14 protein-coding genes are annotated in these 15,100 nt (G+C 44.1%); 12 read left to right on the top strand and 2 right to left on the bottom strand.

Annotated features, from left to right (window positions below; translation table 11 throughout):
- Positions 1 to 96: 96 nt before the first annotated feature.
- From KNQ06_RS14350 to rlmH, 9 genes are all read left to right on the top strand, one after another.
- Positions 97 to 1,389, top strand: a complete 1,293-nt coding sequence (locus KNQ06_RS14350) for an adenylosuccinate synthase (protein WP_023469845.1) — start codon at positions 97 to 99, stop codon at positions 1,387 to 1,389.
- Positions 1,390 to 1,614: 225 nt separating this feature from the next.
- Complete coding sequence (gene yycF, locus KNQ06_RS14345; protein ID WP_023469844.1) at positions 1,615 to 2,322, top strand: response regulator YycF; 708 nt, start codon at positions 1,615 to 1,617, stop codon at positions 2,320 to 2,322.
- A gap of 2 nt (positions 2,323 to 2,324) precedes the next feature.
- Complete coding sequence (gene walK, locus KNQ06_RS14340; RefSeq protein WP_029343019.1) at positions 2,325 to 4,175, top strand: cell wall metabolism sensor histidine kinase WalK; 1,851 nt, start codon at positions 2,325 to 2,327, stop codon at positions 4,173 to 4,175.
- Positions 4,172 to 5,488 carry a two-component system activity regulator YycH gene (gene yycH / locus KNQ06_RS14335; RefSeq protein WP_023469842.1) on the top strand — a complete coding sequence of 439 codons (1,317 nt, stop codon included), beginning with the start codon at positions 4,172 to 4,174 and terminating at the stop codon, positions 5,486 to 5,488. Before walK ends, yycH begins: the two co-directional genes overlap by 4 nt.
- Positions 5,489 to 5,494: 6 nt before the next feature.
- Positions 5,495 to 6,331, top strand: a complete 837-nt coding sequence (locus tag KNQ06_RS14330; RefSeq protein WP_215148639.1) for a two-component system regulatory protein YycI — start codon at positions 5,495 to 5,497, stop codon at positions 6,329 to 6,331.
- A 10-nt stretch (positions 6,332 to 6,341) separates the two neighbouring features.
- Complete coding sequence (locus KNQ06_RS14325; RefSeq protein WP_023469840.1) at positions 6,342 to 7,133, top strand: MBL fold metallo-hydrolase; 792 nt, start codon at positions 6,342 to 6,344, stop codon at positions 7,131 to 7,133.
- Positions 7,134 to 7,239: 106 nt separating this feature from the next.
- Positions 7,240 to 8,529, top strand: a complete 1,290-nt coding sequence (locus tag KNQ06_RS14320) for a S1C family serine protease (RefSeq protein WP_023469839.1) — start codon at positions 7,240 to 7,242, stop codon at positions 8,527 to 8,529.
- Between the two features lie 145 nt (positions 8,530 to 8,674).
- Positions 8,675 to 8,836, top strand: coding sequence for a CxxH/CxxC protein (locus KNQ06_RS14315; RefSeq protein ID WP_023469838.1), 162 nt, complete (start codon positions 8,675 to 8,677; stop codon positions 8,834 to 8,836).
- 72 nt (positions 8,837 to 8,908) lie between these two features.
- Positions 8,909 to 9,388 carry a 23S rRNA (pseudouridine(1915)-N(3))-methyltransferase RlmH gene (rlmH, locus tag KNQ06_RS14310; RefSeq protein ID WP_023469837.1) on the top strand — a complete coding sequence of 160 codons (480 nt, stop codon included), beginning with the start codon at positions 8,909 to 8,911 and terminating at the stop codon, positions 9,386 to 9,388.
- 89 nt (positions 9,389 to 9,477) lie between these two features.
- Here rlmH and KNQ06_RS14305 read toward each other — a convergent pair whose 3' ends face one another.
- Positions 9,478 to 10,194, bottom strand: coding sequence for a GntR family transcriptional regulator (locus KNQ06_RS14305; protein ID WP_215148637.1), 717 nt, complete (start codon positions 10,192 to 10,194; stop codon positions 9,478 to 9,480).
- Positions 10,195 to 10,288: 94 nt separating this feature from the next.
- Entirely contained in the window at positions 10,289 to 11,488 is a 1,200-nt protein-coding gene (locus KNQ06_RS14300) for an enolase C-terminal domain-like protein (protein ID WP_215148635.1), read from the bottom strand.
- Positions 11,489 to 11,799: 311 nt separating this feature from the next.
- Between KNQ06_RS14300 and KNQ06_RS14295 the strand changes: the two genes are divergently transcribed.
- The 3 genes from KNQ06_RS14295 to KNQ06_RS14285 all read left to right on the top strand — a co-directional run bounded on the left by KNQ06_RS14295 (position 11,800) and on the right by KNQ06_RS14285 (position 14,929).
- Positions 11,800 to 13,188: a PTS transporter subunit EIIC gene (locus tag KNQ06_RS14295; protein WP_215148633.1), complete on the top strand. Its 1,389-nt coding sequence runs from the start codon at positions 11,800 to 11,802 to the stop codon at positions 13,186 to 13,188.
- Between the two features lie 84 nt (positions 13,189 to 13,272).
- A complete protein-coding gene (locus KNQ06_RS14290; protein ID WP_215148631.1) occupies positions 13,273 to 13,923 on the top strand; it encodes a bifunctional 4-hydroxy-2-oxoglutarate aldolase/2-dehydro-3-deoxy-phosphogluconate aldolase in 651 nt (216 codons plus the stop codon).
- A 1-nt stretch (position 13,924) separates the two neighbouring features.
- Positions 13,925 to 14,929 carry a sugar kinase gene (locus KNQ06_RS14285; RefSeq protein WP_215148629.1) on the top strand — a complete coding sequence of 335 codons (1,005 nt, stop codon included), beginning with the start codon at positions 13,925 to 13,927 and terminating at the stop codon, positions 14,927 to 14,929.
- The last annotated feature ends 171 nt before the right edge of the window (positions 14,930 to 15,100 follow it).

The following is a 15,100-nucleotide window of genomic DNA, read 5'->3' as shown; positions in this document are numbered from 1 at the left end:
TGTAACAATTAATTGTTCGGTATTTGGTTGACTTCTTTTTTTTATCGCGTTACACTTAGTCGTGGTTTTGAATCGTACGTGGAGGTGGATGATAAGATGTCATCAGTAGTAGTAGTCGGAACACAGTGGGGCGACGAAGGAAAAGGGAAAATCACCGATTTTCTTTCGAAACAAGCCGACGTCGTAGCACGTTATCAAGGTGGAGACAATGCAGGACATACGATCGTATTCAATAACGAGACGTACAAATTGCACTTGATCCCATCAGGTATTTTTTACTCGGATAAGAAATGTGTCATCGGGAACGGTCTCGTCGTTAACCCGAAATCACTCGTCAAGGAATTGAAGTATCTGCACGATCGTGGTGTTTCAACGGATAACTTGTTAATTTCGAATCGGGCGCATGTCATCTTGCCGTATCATCAGTTGCAGGATCAGTTAGAAGAAGAAGCGAAAGGCGACGCAAAAGTCGGAACGACGCTAAAAGGAATCGGACCGTGCTACATGGATAAAGCCGCTCGAATCGGAATCCGGATGGCAGACTTACTCGACAAAGAAACGTTCGCTGAGAAGTTGAAGATCGTTCTCGACCAAAAGAACCGCATGTTCACGAAGATGTATGACGCTGAACCAATCGCGTTCGACGATATCTTCGAAGAGTACTATGCGTATGGACAAGAGTTCGCGAAATACGTCTGCGATACATCCGTCGTCGTCAACGATAGCCTTGACCATGGCGAAAAAGTGTTGTTCGAAGGCGCACAAGGTGTCTTACTCGACCTTGACCACGGAACGTACCCGTTCGTTACATCATCGAATGCATCAGCTGGCGGTGTCGCATCAGGTGTCGGTGTCGGTCCAGCTCGGATCGATCACGTCGTTGGTGTCTGTAAAGCGTACACGTCGCGAGTCGGTGACGGTCCGTTCCCAACGGAATTGTTTGATGACATCGGTCATCAAATCCGTGAAGTCGGTCGTGAATACGGAACGACGACGGGACGTCCGCGTCGTGTTGGTTGGTTCGACTCGGTCGTTGTTCGCCACTCGCGCCGTACAAGTGGGTTGACGGATCTTGCGCTCAACTCGATCGACGTTTTGACAGGACTCGACACGTTGAAGATCTGTACATCATACGAATTCAACGGTAAACAGATCGATGAGTACCCAGCAAGCTTCCGTGATCTCGAAGCATGTGTTCCAGTTTACGAAGAACTGCCGGGCTGGAAAGAGGACATCACAGGTGTCCGTCGCTTTGAAGATCTACCGTTGAACGCACAGAACTACGTTAAGCGGATTGCGGATCTCACAGGTATCTCGCTCGTCACGTTCTCGGTCGGACCGGGTCGTGAACAGACAGTCGTCTTGCGTGATCTCTACGAAGAAGCATAAGTCTCAACAGCCTCTTGCATCCTGCAAGAGGCTGTTTTTTGTGCGAAATGGTTCACAAACGGAAGCAAAAACAGGTATACTGAATACAGTGTTTCACGTGGAACCTCTCTCGTGAGACGACGAACAGCAGAGAGAGTGGCGCCGGGAGTTTCCGTCGCCACCTTTCTATATGCCGAAAAAACAGGTAAAATAGATTGAATAGAAATTTTTAAGGGGGCACACCCAGTGACGGAACGCAAAATTCTAGTCGTCGATGACGAGTTACCGATTGCAGATATACTCAAGTTTAAATTAGAAAAAGAAGGCTACCAGGTCGCGATCGCAAATGACGGCGTGGAGGCATTAGAGAAATTCGAGGAGTTCAAACCGGATTTGATGTTGCTCGACATCATGCTCCCGTTAATGGACGGGATGGAGGTCTGCCGGGAAGTCCGGAAGACGTCGAAGATTCCAATCATCATGTTGACAGCGAAGGATTCCGAGATTGATACGGTACTTGGTCTTGAGCTTGGCGCGAACGATTACGTGACGAAGCCATTTAGCTCGCGCGAGTTACTTGCCCGCGTGAAAGTCCATTTACGTAACACGAGTCCGGAAGCTACACCACAACCCGTTGGACCAGGTCCACTCAAAGTCGGAGAACTGTATATCGATACGAATTCGCATACGGTGACACGTAAGGATCAAAAAATCGAGCTGACGCAGCGTGAGTTCGAATTGTTGCACTATCTTGCGAAAAACATCGGTCAAGTCATGACACGTGAGCATTTGTTGCAGACGGTCTGGGGCTATGACTACTTCGGTGATGTCCGGACAGTCGACGTAACGGTACGTCGTCTTCGTGAGAAAGTCGAAGATAACCCAAGTACGCCAGTTTACATCATGACGCGTCGTGGTGTCGGCTATTATCTCCAAGACGGGGAGAATGAATAACGATGTTAAAAGGAACGAACTTTTTTAAATCCATCCAATGGAAACTCGTCGTCATCTATGCCTTATTGATTTTAGTGGCGATGCAGGTCATTGGCGTCTATTTCGTTCGTTCCCTTGAAAAGCAGTACATTACGAACTTCTCGAAGTCGGTCGAGGACCGAGCAGGCCTTGTCGCCTATAACGTCGGGAAGGAATTCGATAAAACAGGCGATGATGACGCCTCCAAGCGGCAGTTGTCCCAATCACTAGGGCAACTGCTGTCTGAGTTTAGTAATGGCTCCACCTCAAGGAACGACATCCTCGAAGTCCAGATCATTGACCAGGACTCAATCATCCAAGCGACATCGGATAACGAGAACCAATCAGCAGTCGGACAACGGGCGACGAATTCACTGATTAAAAAAGCGCAGGCAACGAGCTCGACCCGGACAGACACCGTGCTTGATCCGGAATCAGAGGATAAGATCCGGATCTTTGCCGTACCGGTTACCTCGGAACGAGACGGCGTAACGACCGGTATGATTTATGTTCGCGCTTCGATGGAGTCAATCTATTCGCAGATGCAACAGGTTACGCGGATTCTTGCGACCGGAACGGTCATCGCCCTCGTCATCACGTCAATTCTCGGTGTGTTGCTGTCGCGGACGATCACGCGTCCGATTTCCGATATGCGGCGTCAAGCGATCGAGATGCGACGCGGGAACTTCTCGCGGAAGGTTAAGGTCTATTCGGACGATGAGATCGGGCAACTCGCCCGTTCCTTCAACGAATTGACGGATGAACTACTCGAAGCGAACGCGACGACGGAAGCCGAACGACGGAAGTTGACGAGCGTCCTTGAGAACATGACCGATGGCGTCATCGCGACGGATCGAACACTGCGCGTCATCTTGATGAACGATCAAGCGAAGGATATCGTCGGTGCGGACGATGCGAGCGTCGTCGGAACGAACTTGAAGGACTTACTGGCACTCGGTGACGATTTCATGATTCCGGAAGACGGTACGATGCCACCGCGTCTGCTTGATTTCAGTAGTGAGGACGAACTGTTCCTCGTCCGGGCATTCTTCTCGCCCGTCAAGAAACACAGTGGTCCGATTACCGGGATGATCGTCGTCCTGCATGACGTCACGGAACAGGAGCAGGTCGAACAGGATCGTCGCGAATTCGTCGCGAACGTCAGTCACGAGCTCCGAACACCGCTGACGACGATGCGCAGCTATCTTGAAGCCTTGGCAGAAGGAGCGTATCAGGACGAGGAGCTCGCACCACGTTTCCTTGAGACGACACAGAACGAGACGGAGCGGATGATCCGCCTCGTCACCGATCTCTTACAACTGTCGAAGATGGACAGTAAGGAATACAAAATGAACAAGGTCCGCTTCGATTACATTCAGTTCCTGAATGAGATTCTCGATCGCCATGACATGACGAAGCCGGAACGGATTCGTTTCCGTCGTAAGATCATGAAGCGGAAAGTCTATATCCGTGGTGATCAGGATAAATTGATTCAGGTCGCAGACAACATCCTGACGAACGCAATCAAGTACTCACCGGAAGGCGGAACGATCACCGTCCGGACGATGCTCCGGGCAAAACGGATCGTCATCAGCATCAAGGATGAAGGTGTCGGAATCCCGAAAGCGAATCTCCAAAAAATCTTCGAACGCTTCTATCGTGTCGATAAAGCCCGTGCCCGTAAAATCGGCGGCACCGGTCTTGGTCTGTCGATCGCAAAAGACGTCGTTTCGGCACATGGTGGCGACATCTGGGCAGAAAGTGAATGGGGACGCGGCACGACGATTTACTTCACGCTTCCGTATGAGGTGATCGAAGAGGTGGATGCCGGATGAAGAAACAACACTGGAGTTCGCTGTTACTCGTCCTACTTGTCGCCGGTTCGATCGCTCAGACAGCGATGCTCTGGACCTATCATCCAAGCAGTGAATCAATCGAGCGGGAACAGGTCTCGTTCAACGAGATCGATGCCTCAAAGACGATTGAAAGCAACCAACTGATCAACCCGGAACTACTCGTCTATTCGGATCAGGAAGGGATCTATCAGACACAAATCATCGGTCGGACCTTCCTTAACCGAATCGGTGCGTCGTTTAACATCGGTGTCCTTGTCTTGACGGATAAAGCGAACAATATCCCGGTCGGTGACCGGAGTGTCGAGATGATCTTCCCGACACCGATCAGTGCGACGATTCTTGAAGAGTTACTCGGAGAAAAACAGATCGCCTTCTCGGAACCGATCAAACGACTCTATTTACTCGATTATGATGGACCAATCCTCCGTCTCGAGTCGGCGACCGGTCGCCTGAAGGACTTCAAGCTCGTCGGCGATGAGACGGTTCTGAAGCGACTGTTCGCGCATGATAAGAAAAAACCGATGACACGCGTCGAACTCAAAGGTGGCGATTATACGTATGTCGCGAGCGGTACGACGCGACTAGAGCAAGTCTTCGTCTATGACGAGGTCGGGCAATCGCCGAAACCACTCGACCGCATTCGGAGTGCCTTTTTTGCCGAGAACTCGAACGTCCAGCAAATCAAGAGTCGGGATGATCTCGACGTCTTAACGGACGGCGTCAGCGTTTCGACGTATGACCGAAACTATAATGTGTATCGTTTCAATACATTATCGCCGAATACGCAAAGCTCGACGGTCGATTACAGCACGCTCGTCAGCTATGTCAACATTCATGGGGGCTGGCTCGATCAAGATACCCAACGCAGTGGTTTCCGGTATTACTTTGATCAGATGAGTAAAAAGAGTGAGGAACAGACGGCGACGTTCCGGTTGTACTTGAACCGGTATCCGGTATTTGGGGAGAGTGGTCCGCTACTCGAACAGACGAAGTTCGATCTTGCGACACTGAAGATCATGTATGAGGAAAATCAAGTCCGGTCGCTCAGTCGTAGCATGCTCCGAGCGAAGCGGAAGCTCATCCTTCGGGAAGAAACGGTGCCAGCTGTTGAAACGGTTCTCGAACGTCTGAGTCGTGCTGACCTCTTAAAAGAGATCAGTGGAATCCGGATTGGATATGAGATGACGTATAAGATTTCAACGAGCCGCTATGCCGTCTTTGAGCCGACGTGGTTCATCAAAATCGATGGCGTCTGGCAATCGATCAATCAAGCTGTCGGGAATGAGGGGTGAGGATGAATGGACTGGAGTAAAGCGAAGACCTTATTGATGCTGACCTTTTTGATCCTGAACGTCTACCTCGCCATTCAATTGATGGACCGGATGGTCGAGCCGCGGATCGTCGCGACGAGTGCGACCGGGAAATCGATCTTGAAGGATCGTCAAATCGACGAGAAAAAACTGCAACCAGTCACGCGGGACATCGGCTATTTAACAGCCGAAGTCGATGCGCGGACGCTAGCGCCACTCGCGAGTTCACAGATTCGTGACGCGGTCGCCTCCGTCAAGAACGATGTCGAGTGGTCGGTCCGGTTGACGAAACCGTATCGACTCGATGCGAAGACGATGCGGGATTCTGCTTCATCGTTCGTTCAAGCATCAGTTCGATATGGTGCCGAATATACATTTTGGAAGTATGATAGTAAGTATCAGGAGATGACATTCGTTCAGACGTATAAGGGACAGCCGCTCTATTCGACACCACAGCAGTCGCGTGAGGACGATGCGATGATCGGACCGTCCCTGCTCGTCTTGCAGCTCAACGATGCAAAGGAAATCGTCAGCTACAAACAACGCCACTTGAACAAGGTCGTCCGGCAAGCGCAGGACGTGACGTTGTTATCGGCAAGTGAAGCAATCGTCCAGTTGTCGGAGCAAGGCTTGTTCCCGGCATCGAAGCGGTTGACGAGTCACAAGCTCGGTTATTTCTGTCTCGTCACGGAAGGTACGGAATCGGTCCAAATCCTGCCGCCGACGTGGCAAATCGAGCTCGATAATGAAGAAGTCTACTTCGTCAATGCGATTGATGGCGGTGTCCAGACCGTCGAACGATTGGATACAGTCTCAGAGAAATGAGGAATGCACGATGAGCCTACACTACAGCGTCATGGCCAGTGGCTCGACGGGGAACGCCCTCTATATCGAAAGTGAACAGACCCGCTTGCTCGTCGACGCGGGATTGACCGGCAAGGCGATGCTCGCCTTGTTCGACCAGATCGACCGGTCGCCACATGGCATCGATGGTCTGTTCGTCACCCATGAGCACTCCGACCATATCAAAGGCGTCGGCATCATGGCGCGGAAGTACAATATCCCGCTCTATGCGAATGAAAAGACATGGGCAGCGATGGAAGCGAAGATCGGTAAGATTGATCCGGCGCTAAAGTTCCTCTGGGAAGTCGGAGAGGTCAAGCAGTTCGGTGACATCGAAGTCGAATCATTCAACGTTAGTCACGATGCAGCCGATCCGATGTTCTTCCAGTTCGCCCATGAAGGAAAACGGTTGGCGCACATCACGGATACCGGATACGTCTCGGACCGGATGAAAGGTGTCATTCGGGGCGCTGATGCTTATATCTTCGAAGCGAACCATGATATCGGCATGCTCCAGATGGGACATTACCCGTGGAGCGTCAAACGACGGATCCTCGGGGATTACGGACACGTCTCGAACGAGGATGCCGCAATCGCGATGAGCGAGGTCCTTGATGATCGGACAAAACGGATCCATATGGCCCATTTGAGCAAGGACAACAACATGAAGGAACTCGCCCGGATGAGTGTCTCCCAGACGCTCGCGAGCCGTGACGTCGATCTGAGTAAGATTCAGCTTCTCGACACGGATCCGGTCATTCCGACGCCGCTCCTAAAGCTTTGATTATGGGAAATTACTGAATATGCTCAAAAGACCCCCACATTTGGCTCACTTGCCACGTGATGGGGGTATACTTGTGTAAAGAGAGTCATAAAGGAGGCGTATGTCGATGGATCGACCCGAAGAACCACGGAACGAATCCGAACGATACGAACAGTCATCCGATGAGAGCGGCTTCCCGCCCCGTCAACCGGCAACGAGCGAACCGGTCAGCCCTTATCGTGAACCATATGAAGAACAACCAGAACCACCGCGTCGTCGCGGTGCCGGAAAAGCCTTTTTCGTCGGTCTGATCGGCGGAATCGTCGGAGCCTTGTTGATCGCCCTCGTCGCGTGGCCGTTCGTCCGCGATGAGATGACGAGTCCGACTCCGGTTTCGTCGACGACAGCGGAACAGACTGCGACACAGACGACAGAGGATGAAGCCGACATCGTCGGTGCGGTCGGTAAGACGAAGGAAGCCGTCGTGAGCGTGACGAACCTTCAGAGCTCGTTCCAAGGAACCGATCAGGAAACGGGTGCGGGATCCGGCGTCATCTATAAAAAAGACGGCAATAAAGCCTACGTCGTCACGAACTACCACGTCGTCGAAGGCGCGAGCCGCCTGTCTGTGACGTTATCCGACGGAACAGCACTCGAGGCAAAAGTCCTCGGGGAAGATCCGACGTACGATTTAGCGGTCTTGTCGATTGATTCATCGAAAGTGACACAAGTCGCAAAACTGGGGGATTCGGATACGTTACGTGCCGGTGAAACGGTGCTTGCGATCGGAAACCCACTCGGCATCTTCGCGAACTCCGTCACACGCGGTGTCATCAGTGCGCAGGAACGGACAGTTCCAGTCGATACGAACAAGGATGGACAGCAAGACTTCAACACGGAAGTCATCCAAACCGATGCAGCGATCAACCCGGGGAACTCGGGTGGAGCGCTCATCAACACAGCCGGTCAATTGATCGGGATCAACTCGATGAAGATCGCGGAAGCAAGTGTCGAAGGAGTCGGGTTTGCGATTCCGATCAACGAAGCGTTACCAATCATGCGTGATCTCGAGCAAAATGGTGAAGTCGTTCGTCCACAGCTCGGGATTCAGATTCGTGACGTGCAGGAATTCCCAAGCGGATATCGCGAAGATCGTCTGAAATTACCGAATGATGTCACGAAAGGAATCGTCGTCGTCGGTCTGACACGTAACAGCGGAGCCGAAAAAGCGGGTATGAAGGCAAACGATGTCATCGTTGAGATCAACGGAAAAGCGATCGCATCGTTCGCTGATCTAAAAAGTGTTCTCTACCGGGATGCAAAAGTTGGCGAAACGGTCAAAGTCACGTTCTACCGTGGCGGTGAAAAACAGACAGCAGATGTGAAGTTGTCAGCTCAGTCACCAACTGTTCAGTAAAGCATAATCTGAAAAACCATCCACAGGTCCGACCTGTGGATGGTTTTTTTGAGTGAGGAAACCTGCGCCTTTTCCGGTCAGGAAGGTCGATATTTGTTATACTGGAAGCGGATAAATGTGGATAAGTGAAAGGAGGAGACCACCTGTGGATAAGTACGTCTGTTTAGAACATGTCGAGCTCGCGCTTGACGAAATCGTAGATGAAACAGAACAATACCCGATTCTCGATCAGCTAAATCCAGAAAAAAACATCACCTGTGAATACTGTGACGCACCGGCAACATATCTTGTGTCAAGCAAAAAATAAATATCAACATGTGGATTTGTGGATAACTCTGTGGATAACTCCTGAATTTTCTGTCAGAAAGCGAGAAATAAGATGCAAATTACCATCATTACGGTCGGAAAGCTAAAAGAGAAGTATTTGAAGCAAGGCATCGCTGAATATACGAAGCGTCTCGGCGCCTACTGTTCGATCCAAGAAATCGAGGTCGCGGACGAAAAGGCACCGGAGCAATTGAGTGAAGCGGAGATGGCGCAAGTGAAGAAAAAAGAGGGCGAACGGATTTTAGCGAAGATCGGACCCGACGTTCACGTCCTCGCACTTGCTATCGAAGGAAAACAACGGACGAGTGAACAGTTCGCAAAAGAACTCGATCAACTCGCGACATACGGCAAGAGTAAAATTGCTTTCGTCATCGGCGGATCACTTGGTCTTGCACCAGAAGTGATGCAGCGTGCAAATGATACGATCTCGTTTTCAAAGATGACATTCCCGCATCAGTTGATGAAGATGATCCTCTGTGAACAGATTTATCGAGCGTACCGGATTAATCGGAATGAGCCGTATCATAAATAAATGAACTTTTTCACTACTAAAAAAGCAAAAGATATTGGAATAACTCCATTATCTTTTGCTTTTTAATTGAGGTACTAAATTATAAAAACTTATTCATCTTTTCTATACTTATGACTATGAAGGTTAAATGGAGTGAAGTAGGAAACCGAATAATCTAGATTAATTAGTTCGCTATATTCAAACACTTTACCACTCTGTAGAATACCTCTGTTAATAATTCGCATTACAGCAAGTCCTCTTTTACAATTAAGTAGTTCTGCATCCTCTTTACTTATATTTATTGAATTATAGCTTGTAATGAAATGAGATATTTTATAATCGCATTTTTGGACATAATCATGTATAGAATTTTTCAATTCTTCTTCGTTAAGATAAGGGAAATAATTATAAGGTAATCGAGTTGTTTCAATTTGTACTTTTTGAGAATCTACAATTCGAACTCGTTTATACTCCCATAGCTCGTTTTCTTTTCCATTTATATCAAAAATTTTTTCCAAGTTAATATCTGGCGTAATTTTTTTTAAATAAATGATTTTTGATTGAATATCTTTAAATTTTTTTTCGGTTAAGGAATTATAGATCAATGGACTTTTATATTTTGTTTCATTTACAAAAGCACCTGATCCTTGGATGATGTATATACATCCGATATTTACAAGTTTTTTTAAAGCTTCGCGAATGGTATGCCGTGAAACTTCATAATGATTAGCTAGACTTCTCTCAGTAGGTATTTTTTCACCTACTTTATATTTATTTTGATAAATCTTACTTAAAATATCATCTGCAATGAAATCTTTTTTTTTCATTTTTTAGTTACCTCAACAAGATGAATTTTTCTTTTTATTTTTTAGTAAAAAGTACCTCTAAAGCTAAGTGGCTAAAGAGGTATTTTTATATTCCTTATGGTGTATGGATAGCACCATTCGGAATACGTGCTTGAGTCCATTCGTGCTTACGATAAATGACAGGATACTTCTTAGACATTTCTTCATCAAATTCTATACCAATTCCGATGCGTTCAATTGGATAAATATATCCATCTACTACTTCCACATTATGTGGAAACATTTTTTTTGTTGTTTCATCTGGTTCTTGAATTTCTTGTATCGCTGCTGCATGAAAATGAATATTTAAGTGTGTATTGACAGCAACGCCTATAGGAGTCATATCTGATGGACCGTGCCAAGCAATACGAACTCCAAAATTTTCACATAAAGCAGCTAGTTTTCGAGCTGGAGTAATTCCACCGATTTGTGAAACATGGCAACGAATAAAATCGATTTGACGATTAACAATAAGATTTCTCCACTCAACCGGATTATTAAATAATTCTCCAGTAGCTAGTGGAGTTGTACATTGTGTTCTTAATTGAGATAACCAATCATTTTGATCAGGAGGCAGAATGTCCTCCAAAAAATAAGGTTTAAATGGTTCAAGATCTTTTGCCAGTTGAAGGGCTTGGTTTGGAGATAGTCTTTCATGTACATCATGAAGAAAATGAATTCCATACCCATACTTTTCACGCAAAGCCTTAAACATAGTCACAACATCATTTCTATAGATGTCCGGATCAAAGTAAACTCCTTCACTTAACTCTTTTGTTACATGCATATCGTGATTCTTACCACCGTATAGCCCCAATTGACAACGAATATGTCTGAACCCACGTTCAATTAATAAATCAACATTTGAAAAAAGTTCTTCAAGCGTTAATCCGTCTGCATGTGTATAGGCTGCAATAGCGTTCTTAGATTTCCCACCTAATACTTGATAGAGTGGCATATTGGCTAATTTGGCTTTTATATCCCACAAGGCCATATCTACGCCAGCAATAGCATTATTTATGACAGGACCGTTTCTCCAATAAGAATTAACCATCAACATATGCCAGATATCTTCAATTTGATTCGCATCAAGGTTTATTAGTAATGGTCTTAAATATTCATCAATAACGGTTTGAACAGCTAAAGGGCGTTGTTGAAAAGTTGCGCAACCATATCCATAAACTCCTTTATTTGTTTCGATCTTCACGATAATAAGATTATGTCTGTGTGGGTTGGTCACAAATGATTTAACGTCTGTTATAAGTGTAGGTTCCAACTGCGATTCTTCCTCTCATTTTAAATTGCATTTGTCAATTCGAAGCAATTTATACTCAAAGTAAAACACAATGAAAATAACAACGTCAATTTGGTATGAGAAGTACATCACTTAAGAAAATTTACCGTACCAATTTGATCTTTAAAAGATTGTAAAGTGTTGATAACGATGGGTTTATTGTTTTTTTTGGTCTATTTTGAAGCGCTTTCAAAAAAACTTTTTTCCATGCTATCATTGGCATGTCAATTCGAATTGTAATTTTATATGTAAGATGTTGTATCTATTAATTTTTCTCAAGGAGACGAAAAATCATGAAAGAAAAAGAAACTGTAATAGACATCATCAAATTTGTAGGTGGAAAAGAAAATATCAAAAAAGCATGGCATTGTATGACAAGACTCCGCTTTGATTTGTATGATGATTCTCTAATTGAAGTTAATGAGATTAAGCAATTAAAAGGTGTTATTGGTGAACAGTTACAAAACGATCAGTATCAAATCATAGTAGGTACTAATGTACAGAAATATTATTCTGTATTAGCTGAGGAATTAGAAATGGAAGATGAAGAACATGATACAGTCTATGGAAATCAAAAGAAAAAAAGTCTTTTTTCTCGCTTATTAGATGTTGTTTCAGGCGTATTTGGACCAATTGTTCCAGCTATCGCTGGAGCAGGAATGGTGAAAGGAATTATAGCAGGGCTAATCGCATTAGAAGTTCTATCACTAGATACTGAAACAGTTAAAATTCTAGATTTGATTGCAAGTAGTGTCTTTTATTTCTTGCCATTTTTCATTGCAGTCTCAGCATCGAAAATATTTAAAACAAACATGTATCTCTCCATAGCTATTGCTGCTGGTTTTATGTACCCAACATTAAACGATGCCGCTAAATTAGGTGAAATAAGTAACTTTTATTTTATAGGTCTACCTGTTCCTGTTATTAACTATGCGGGTAATGTCATACCAATTATCTTGTCAATATGGGCACTAAGCTATATTCAAAGAAATGTTGATAAATATATGCCTAATGTATTAAAAACTGTATTTACTCCAACCTTCACGTTACTTATTGGACTACCATTTGCATTGATCGTGACCGGACCATTAGGAAGTTATGTAGGTAAGGGTTTAGCGTTTATGGTGGATTCATTATTTGGTATCTCTAATATCTTAGCTGGAGTTGTAATGGGTGGTCTCAGACCACTTGAAATAGTTTTTGGCGTTCATCATGCAATGACACCAATTGCGCTTCAAAATTTTGCGGACAAGGGATATGACATGTTAATGCCGATGATGTTTATGACAAATATGGCAATTGCAGGCGCGACATTTGCAATGTTCTTTAAAACGACTAGTAAATCAGAGCGTTCTATCATTGTTTCGGCAACTATTTCTGCTCTGTTAGGTATCACAGAACCTGCGTTATTTGGTGTACTAATCAAAAATCGAAAAGCGTTTATAGGTTGTATGATTGGGAGCGCATTAGCAGCAACATTTTTTGCTGTTATGGGTGTTAAAATCTACGGTTATATCCTATCAAGTATTGTCAGTTTAGTAGCGTATGTTGGTCCATATTTCTCTTACGCTTTGATTGGTATTACAATCGCAATCGTTACTTCGTTCCTTATTACATACTTTACTGTAAAGTCTAAAACTAAAAACACCTTGGATAATGTCACACTAAAAGATATTGGTTGATCCTTCTGTTTATTTATAACTATTCGAAAAACAATTTTGCTCATTCTACTGTACTTACTTGGACAAAATGAAAGGAATTAATTTATGAAAAAGTTAGCAGTTTTGAACAAGATAATTGATAAAGGTATCATTGCTGTCGTTAGAGCGGATTCAAAAAATGAAGCTCTTAACATATGCGAAGCACTTATAAAAGGTGGCATTACTGGCTTAGAGATAACTTTTACAATTCCAAATGCAGAAAAGATCATTCAGGAAATAAAAGAAAAAACTGAACATATCGAAGATGTCATAATAGGAGCTGGAAGTGTTCTAGATGCAGTTACTGCAAGAATCGCTATTTTGGCTGGAGCCAAGTATATTGTAAGTCCATTCTTTGATCGGGAAACTGCAAAATGTTGTAATTTATATCAGGTTCCTTACCTTCCAGGGTGTACTACTATTACAGAGATGTCTGAAGCATTAAAAGCAGGTGTCGACATAATAAAACTTTTCCCTGGAAATATGTTTAGTCCTGGATATGTAAGTGCAATAAAAGCACCGTTACCGCAAGTGAATATCATGCCTACAGGTGGTATTAGCTTAGACAATATGGACCAATGGTTCTCTAATGGAAGCGTGGCAATTGGAGTAGGGGGTAGTTTATTAGCACCTGCTAAAACTGGAGATTTTGATAAAATAACGAATTTAGCTAAACAATATGTACAGCGACTTAAAGAAATAAAAGGAGAACAATAATATGGGGAGAGTTTTAACTTTAGGTGAAGTAATGCTAAGACTTTCTACTAAGACAGATACTAGATTAAGTGAATGTAAACAATTTCAGGTTAATTATGGTGGTAGTGAAGCTAACGTTGCGGTTAGCCTATCAAACTTTAATCATGATGTATCTTTCGCCAGTAAAATTCCTGATAATGCATTGGGATTAGCTGTTAAAAAACATTTTCAGCATTTTGGAGTGGTAACTGATGATTTATTATTTGGCGGATTTAGATTAGGGTGCTATTTTTTAGAGGATGGTATTGGAGAACGTACATCTTCTGTTATTTATGATCGAGCTAATTCAAGTTTTGCAGAAATGAATACACTTGAATGGTCAATGGAGAATCTTTTTAATAACGTAGATTTATTACACATTTCAGGTATAACACCAGCGATATCTAGTAGTTGGACTATGCTGACATTACAATTAGTAGAAGAGGCAAAAAGACGCAAAGTAAAAATCAGCTTTGATTTTAATTATAGGGCTAAATTATGGAGTCATTCTAAAGCGAAAAAGGTATTAAAGAAACTTCTCCCACTTGTTGATTATTGCTCTGCAGGTAAATTAGACGCCATTCATTTATTGGATATTGAAGAAAATAAAACGAAACAAGATGATATTCGCTATTATTACGAAAAAATGAGTAAACTTTATCCTAACATAAAGGTGTTTTATTCAACTTTAAGAGAGATAAAATCAACTAGTCGTAATTATTTAACCGGATTCATGTGGAATGAAGGAATTTTATACACTTCAAAAAAACACTATATTACGCCTATTGTTGACCGAGTTGGTGGTGGAGATGCTTTTTCAGCAGGAATATTACATGGTTTACTGACGGACAGAGATTTTGATTATACAGTATCATTTGCAACAGCTGCATCCGCGTTGAAACACACTATTTATGGAGATTGCAATCAATTTTCTGTCCAGGAGATTGAAGAATTCATGAATCGTACAGATCAAAGAATTATGAGGTGAAGCTGAGCAACGAGAATGTAAAGAATTAAGATACCGATACAAAAACACATACATTATGTTATATAGTTAAAAAATAATTATAAATTTAAATAAATTTTAAAGCTCATAAAACTACTTAGAGTATGCATCAAAACTGCTCAAGTAATTTTATGAGTTTTTTTATATGAAAAT

This window comes from Exiguobacterium sp. s91, assembly GCF_018618915.1.
GTDB classification, from domain to species: Bacteria; Bacillota; Bacilli; order Exiguobacteriales; family Exiguobacteriaceae; genus Exiguobacterium_A; species Exiguobacterium_A abrahamii.
This window is presented reverse-complemented; position numbering and strand designations above follow the sequence as displayed.

Excerpts from the sequence above, each read along its gene's own strand:
- KNQ06_RS14290 (WP_215148631.1), top strand. The coding sequence starts at position 13,273 with ATGAAAAAGTTAGCAGTTTTGAACAAGATAATTGATAAAGGTATCATT.
- KNQ06_RS14285 (WP_215148629.1), top strand. The coding sequence starts at position 13,925 with ATGGGGAGAGTTTTAACTTTAGGTGAAGTAATGCTAAGACTTTCTACT.
- walK (WP_029343019.1), top strand. The coding sequence starts at position 2,325 with ATGTTAAAAGGAACGAACTTTTTTAAATCCATCCAATGGAAACTCGTC.
- KNQ06_RS14350 (WP_023469845.1), top strand. The coding sequence starts at position 97 with ATGTCATCAGTAGTAGTAGTCGGAACACAGTGGGGCGACGAAGGAAAA.
- yycH (WP_023469842.1), top strand. The coding sequence starts at position 4,172 with ATGAAGAAACAACACTGGAGTTCGCTGTTACTCGTCCTACTTGTCGCC.
- KNQ06_RS14325 (WP_023469840.1), top strand. The coding sequence starts at position 6,342 with ATGAGCCTACACTACAGCGTCATGGCCAGTGGCTCGACGGGGAACGCC.
- KNQ06_RS14305 (WP_215148637.1), bottom strand. The coding sequence starts at position 10,194 with ATGAAAAAAAAAGATTTCATTGCAGATGATATTTTAAGTAAGATTTAT.
- KNQ06_RS14330 (WP_215148639.1), top strand. The coding sequence starts at position 5,495 with ATGGACTGGAGTAAAGCGAAGACCTTATTGATGCTGACCTTTTTGATC.
- KNQ06_RS14320 (WP_023469839.1), top strand. The coding sequence starts at position 7,240 with ATGGATCGACCCGAAGAACCACGGAACGAATCCGAACGATACGAACAG.
- KNQ06_RS14295 (WP_215148633.1), top strand. The coding sequence starts at position 11,800 with ATGAAAGAAAAAGAAACTGTAATAGACATCATCAAATTTGTAGGTGGA.
- rlmH (WP_023469837.1), top strand. The coding sequence starts at position 8,909 with ATGCAAATTACCATCATTACGGTCGGAAAGCTAAAAGAGAAGTATTTG.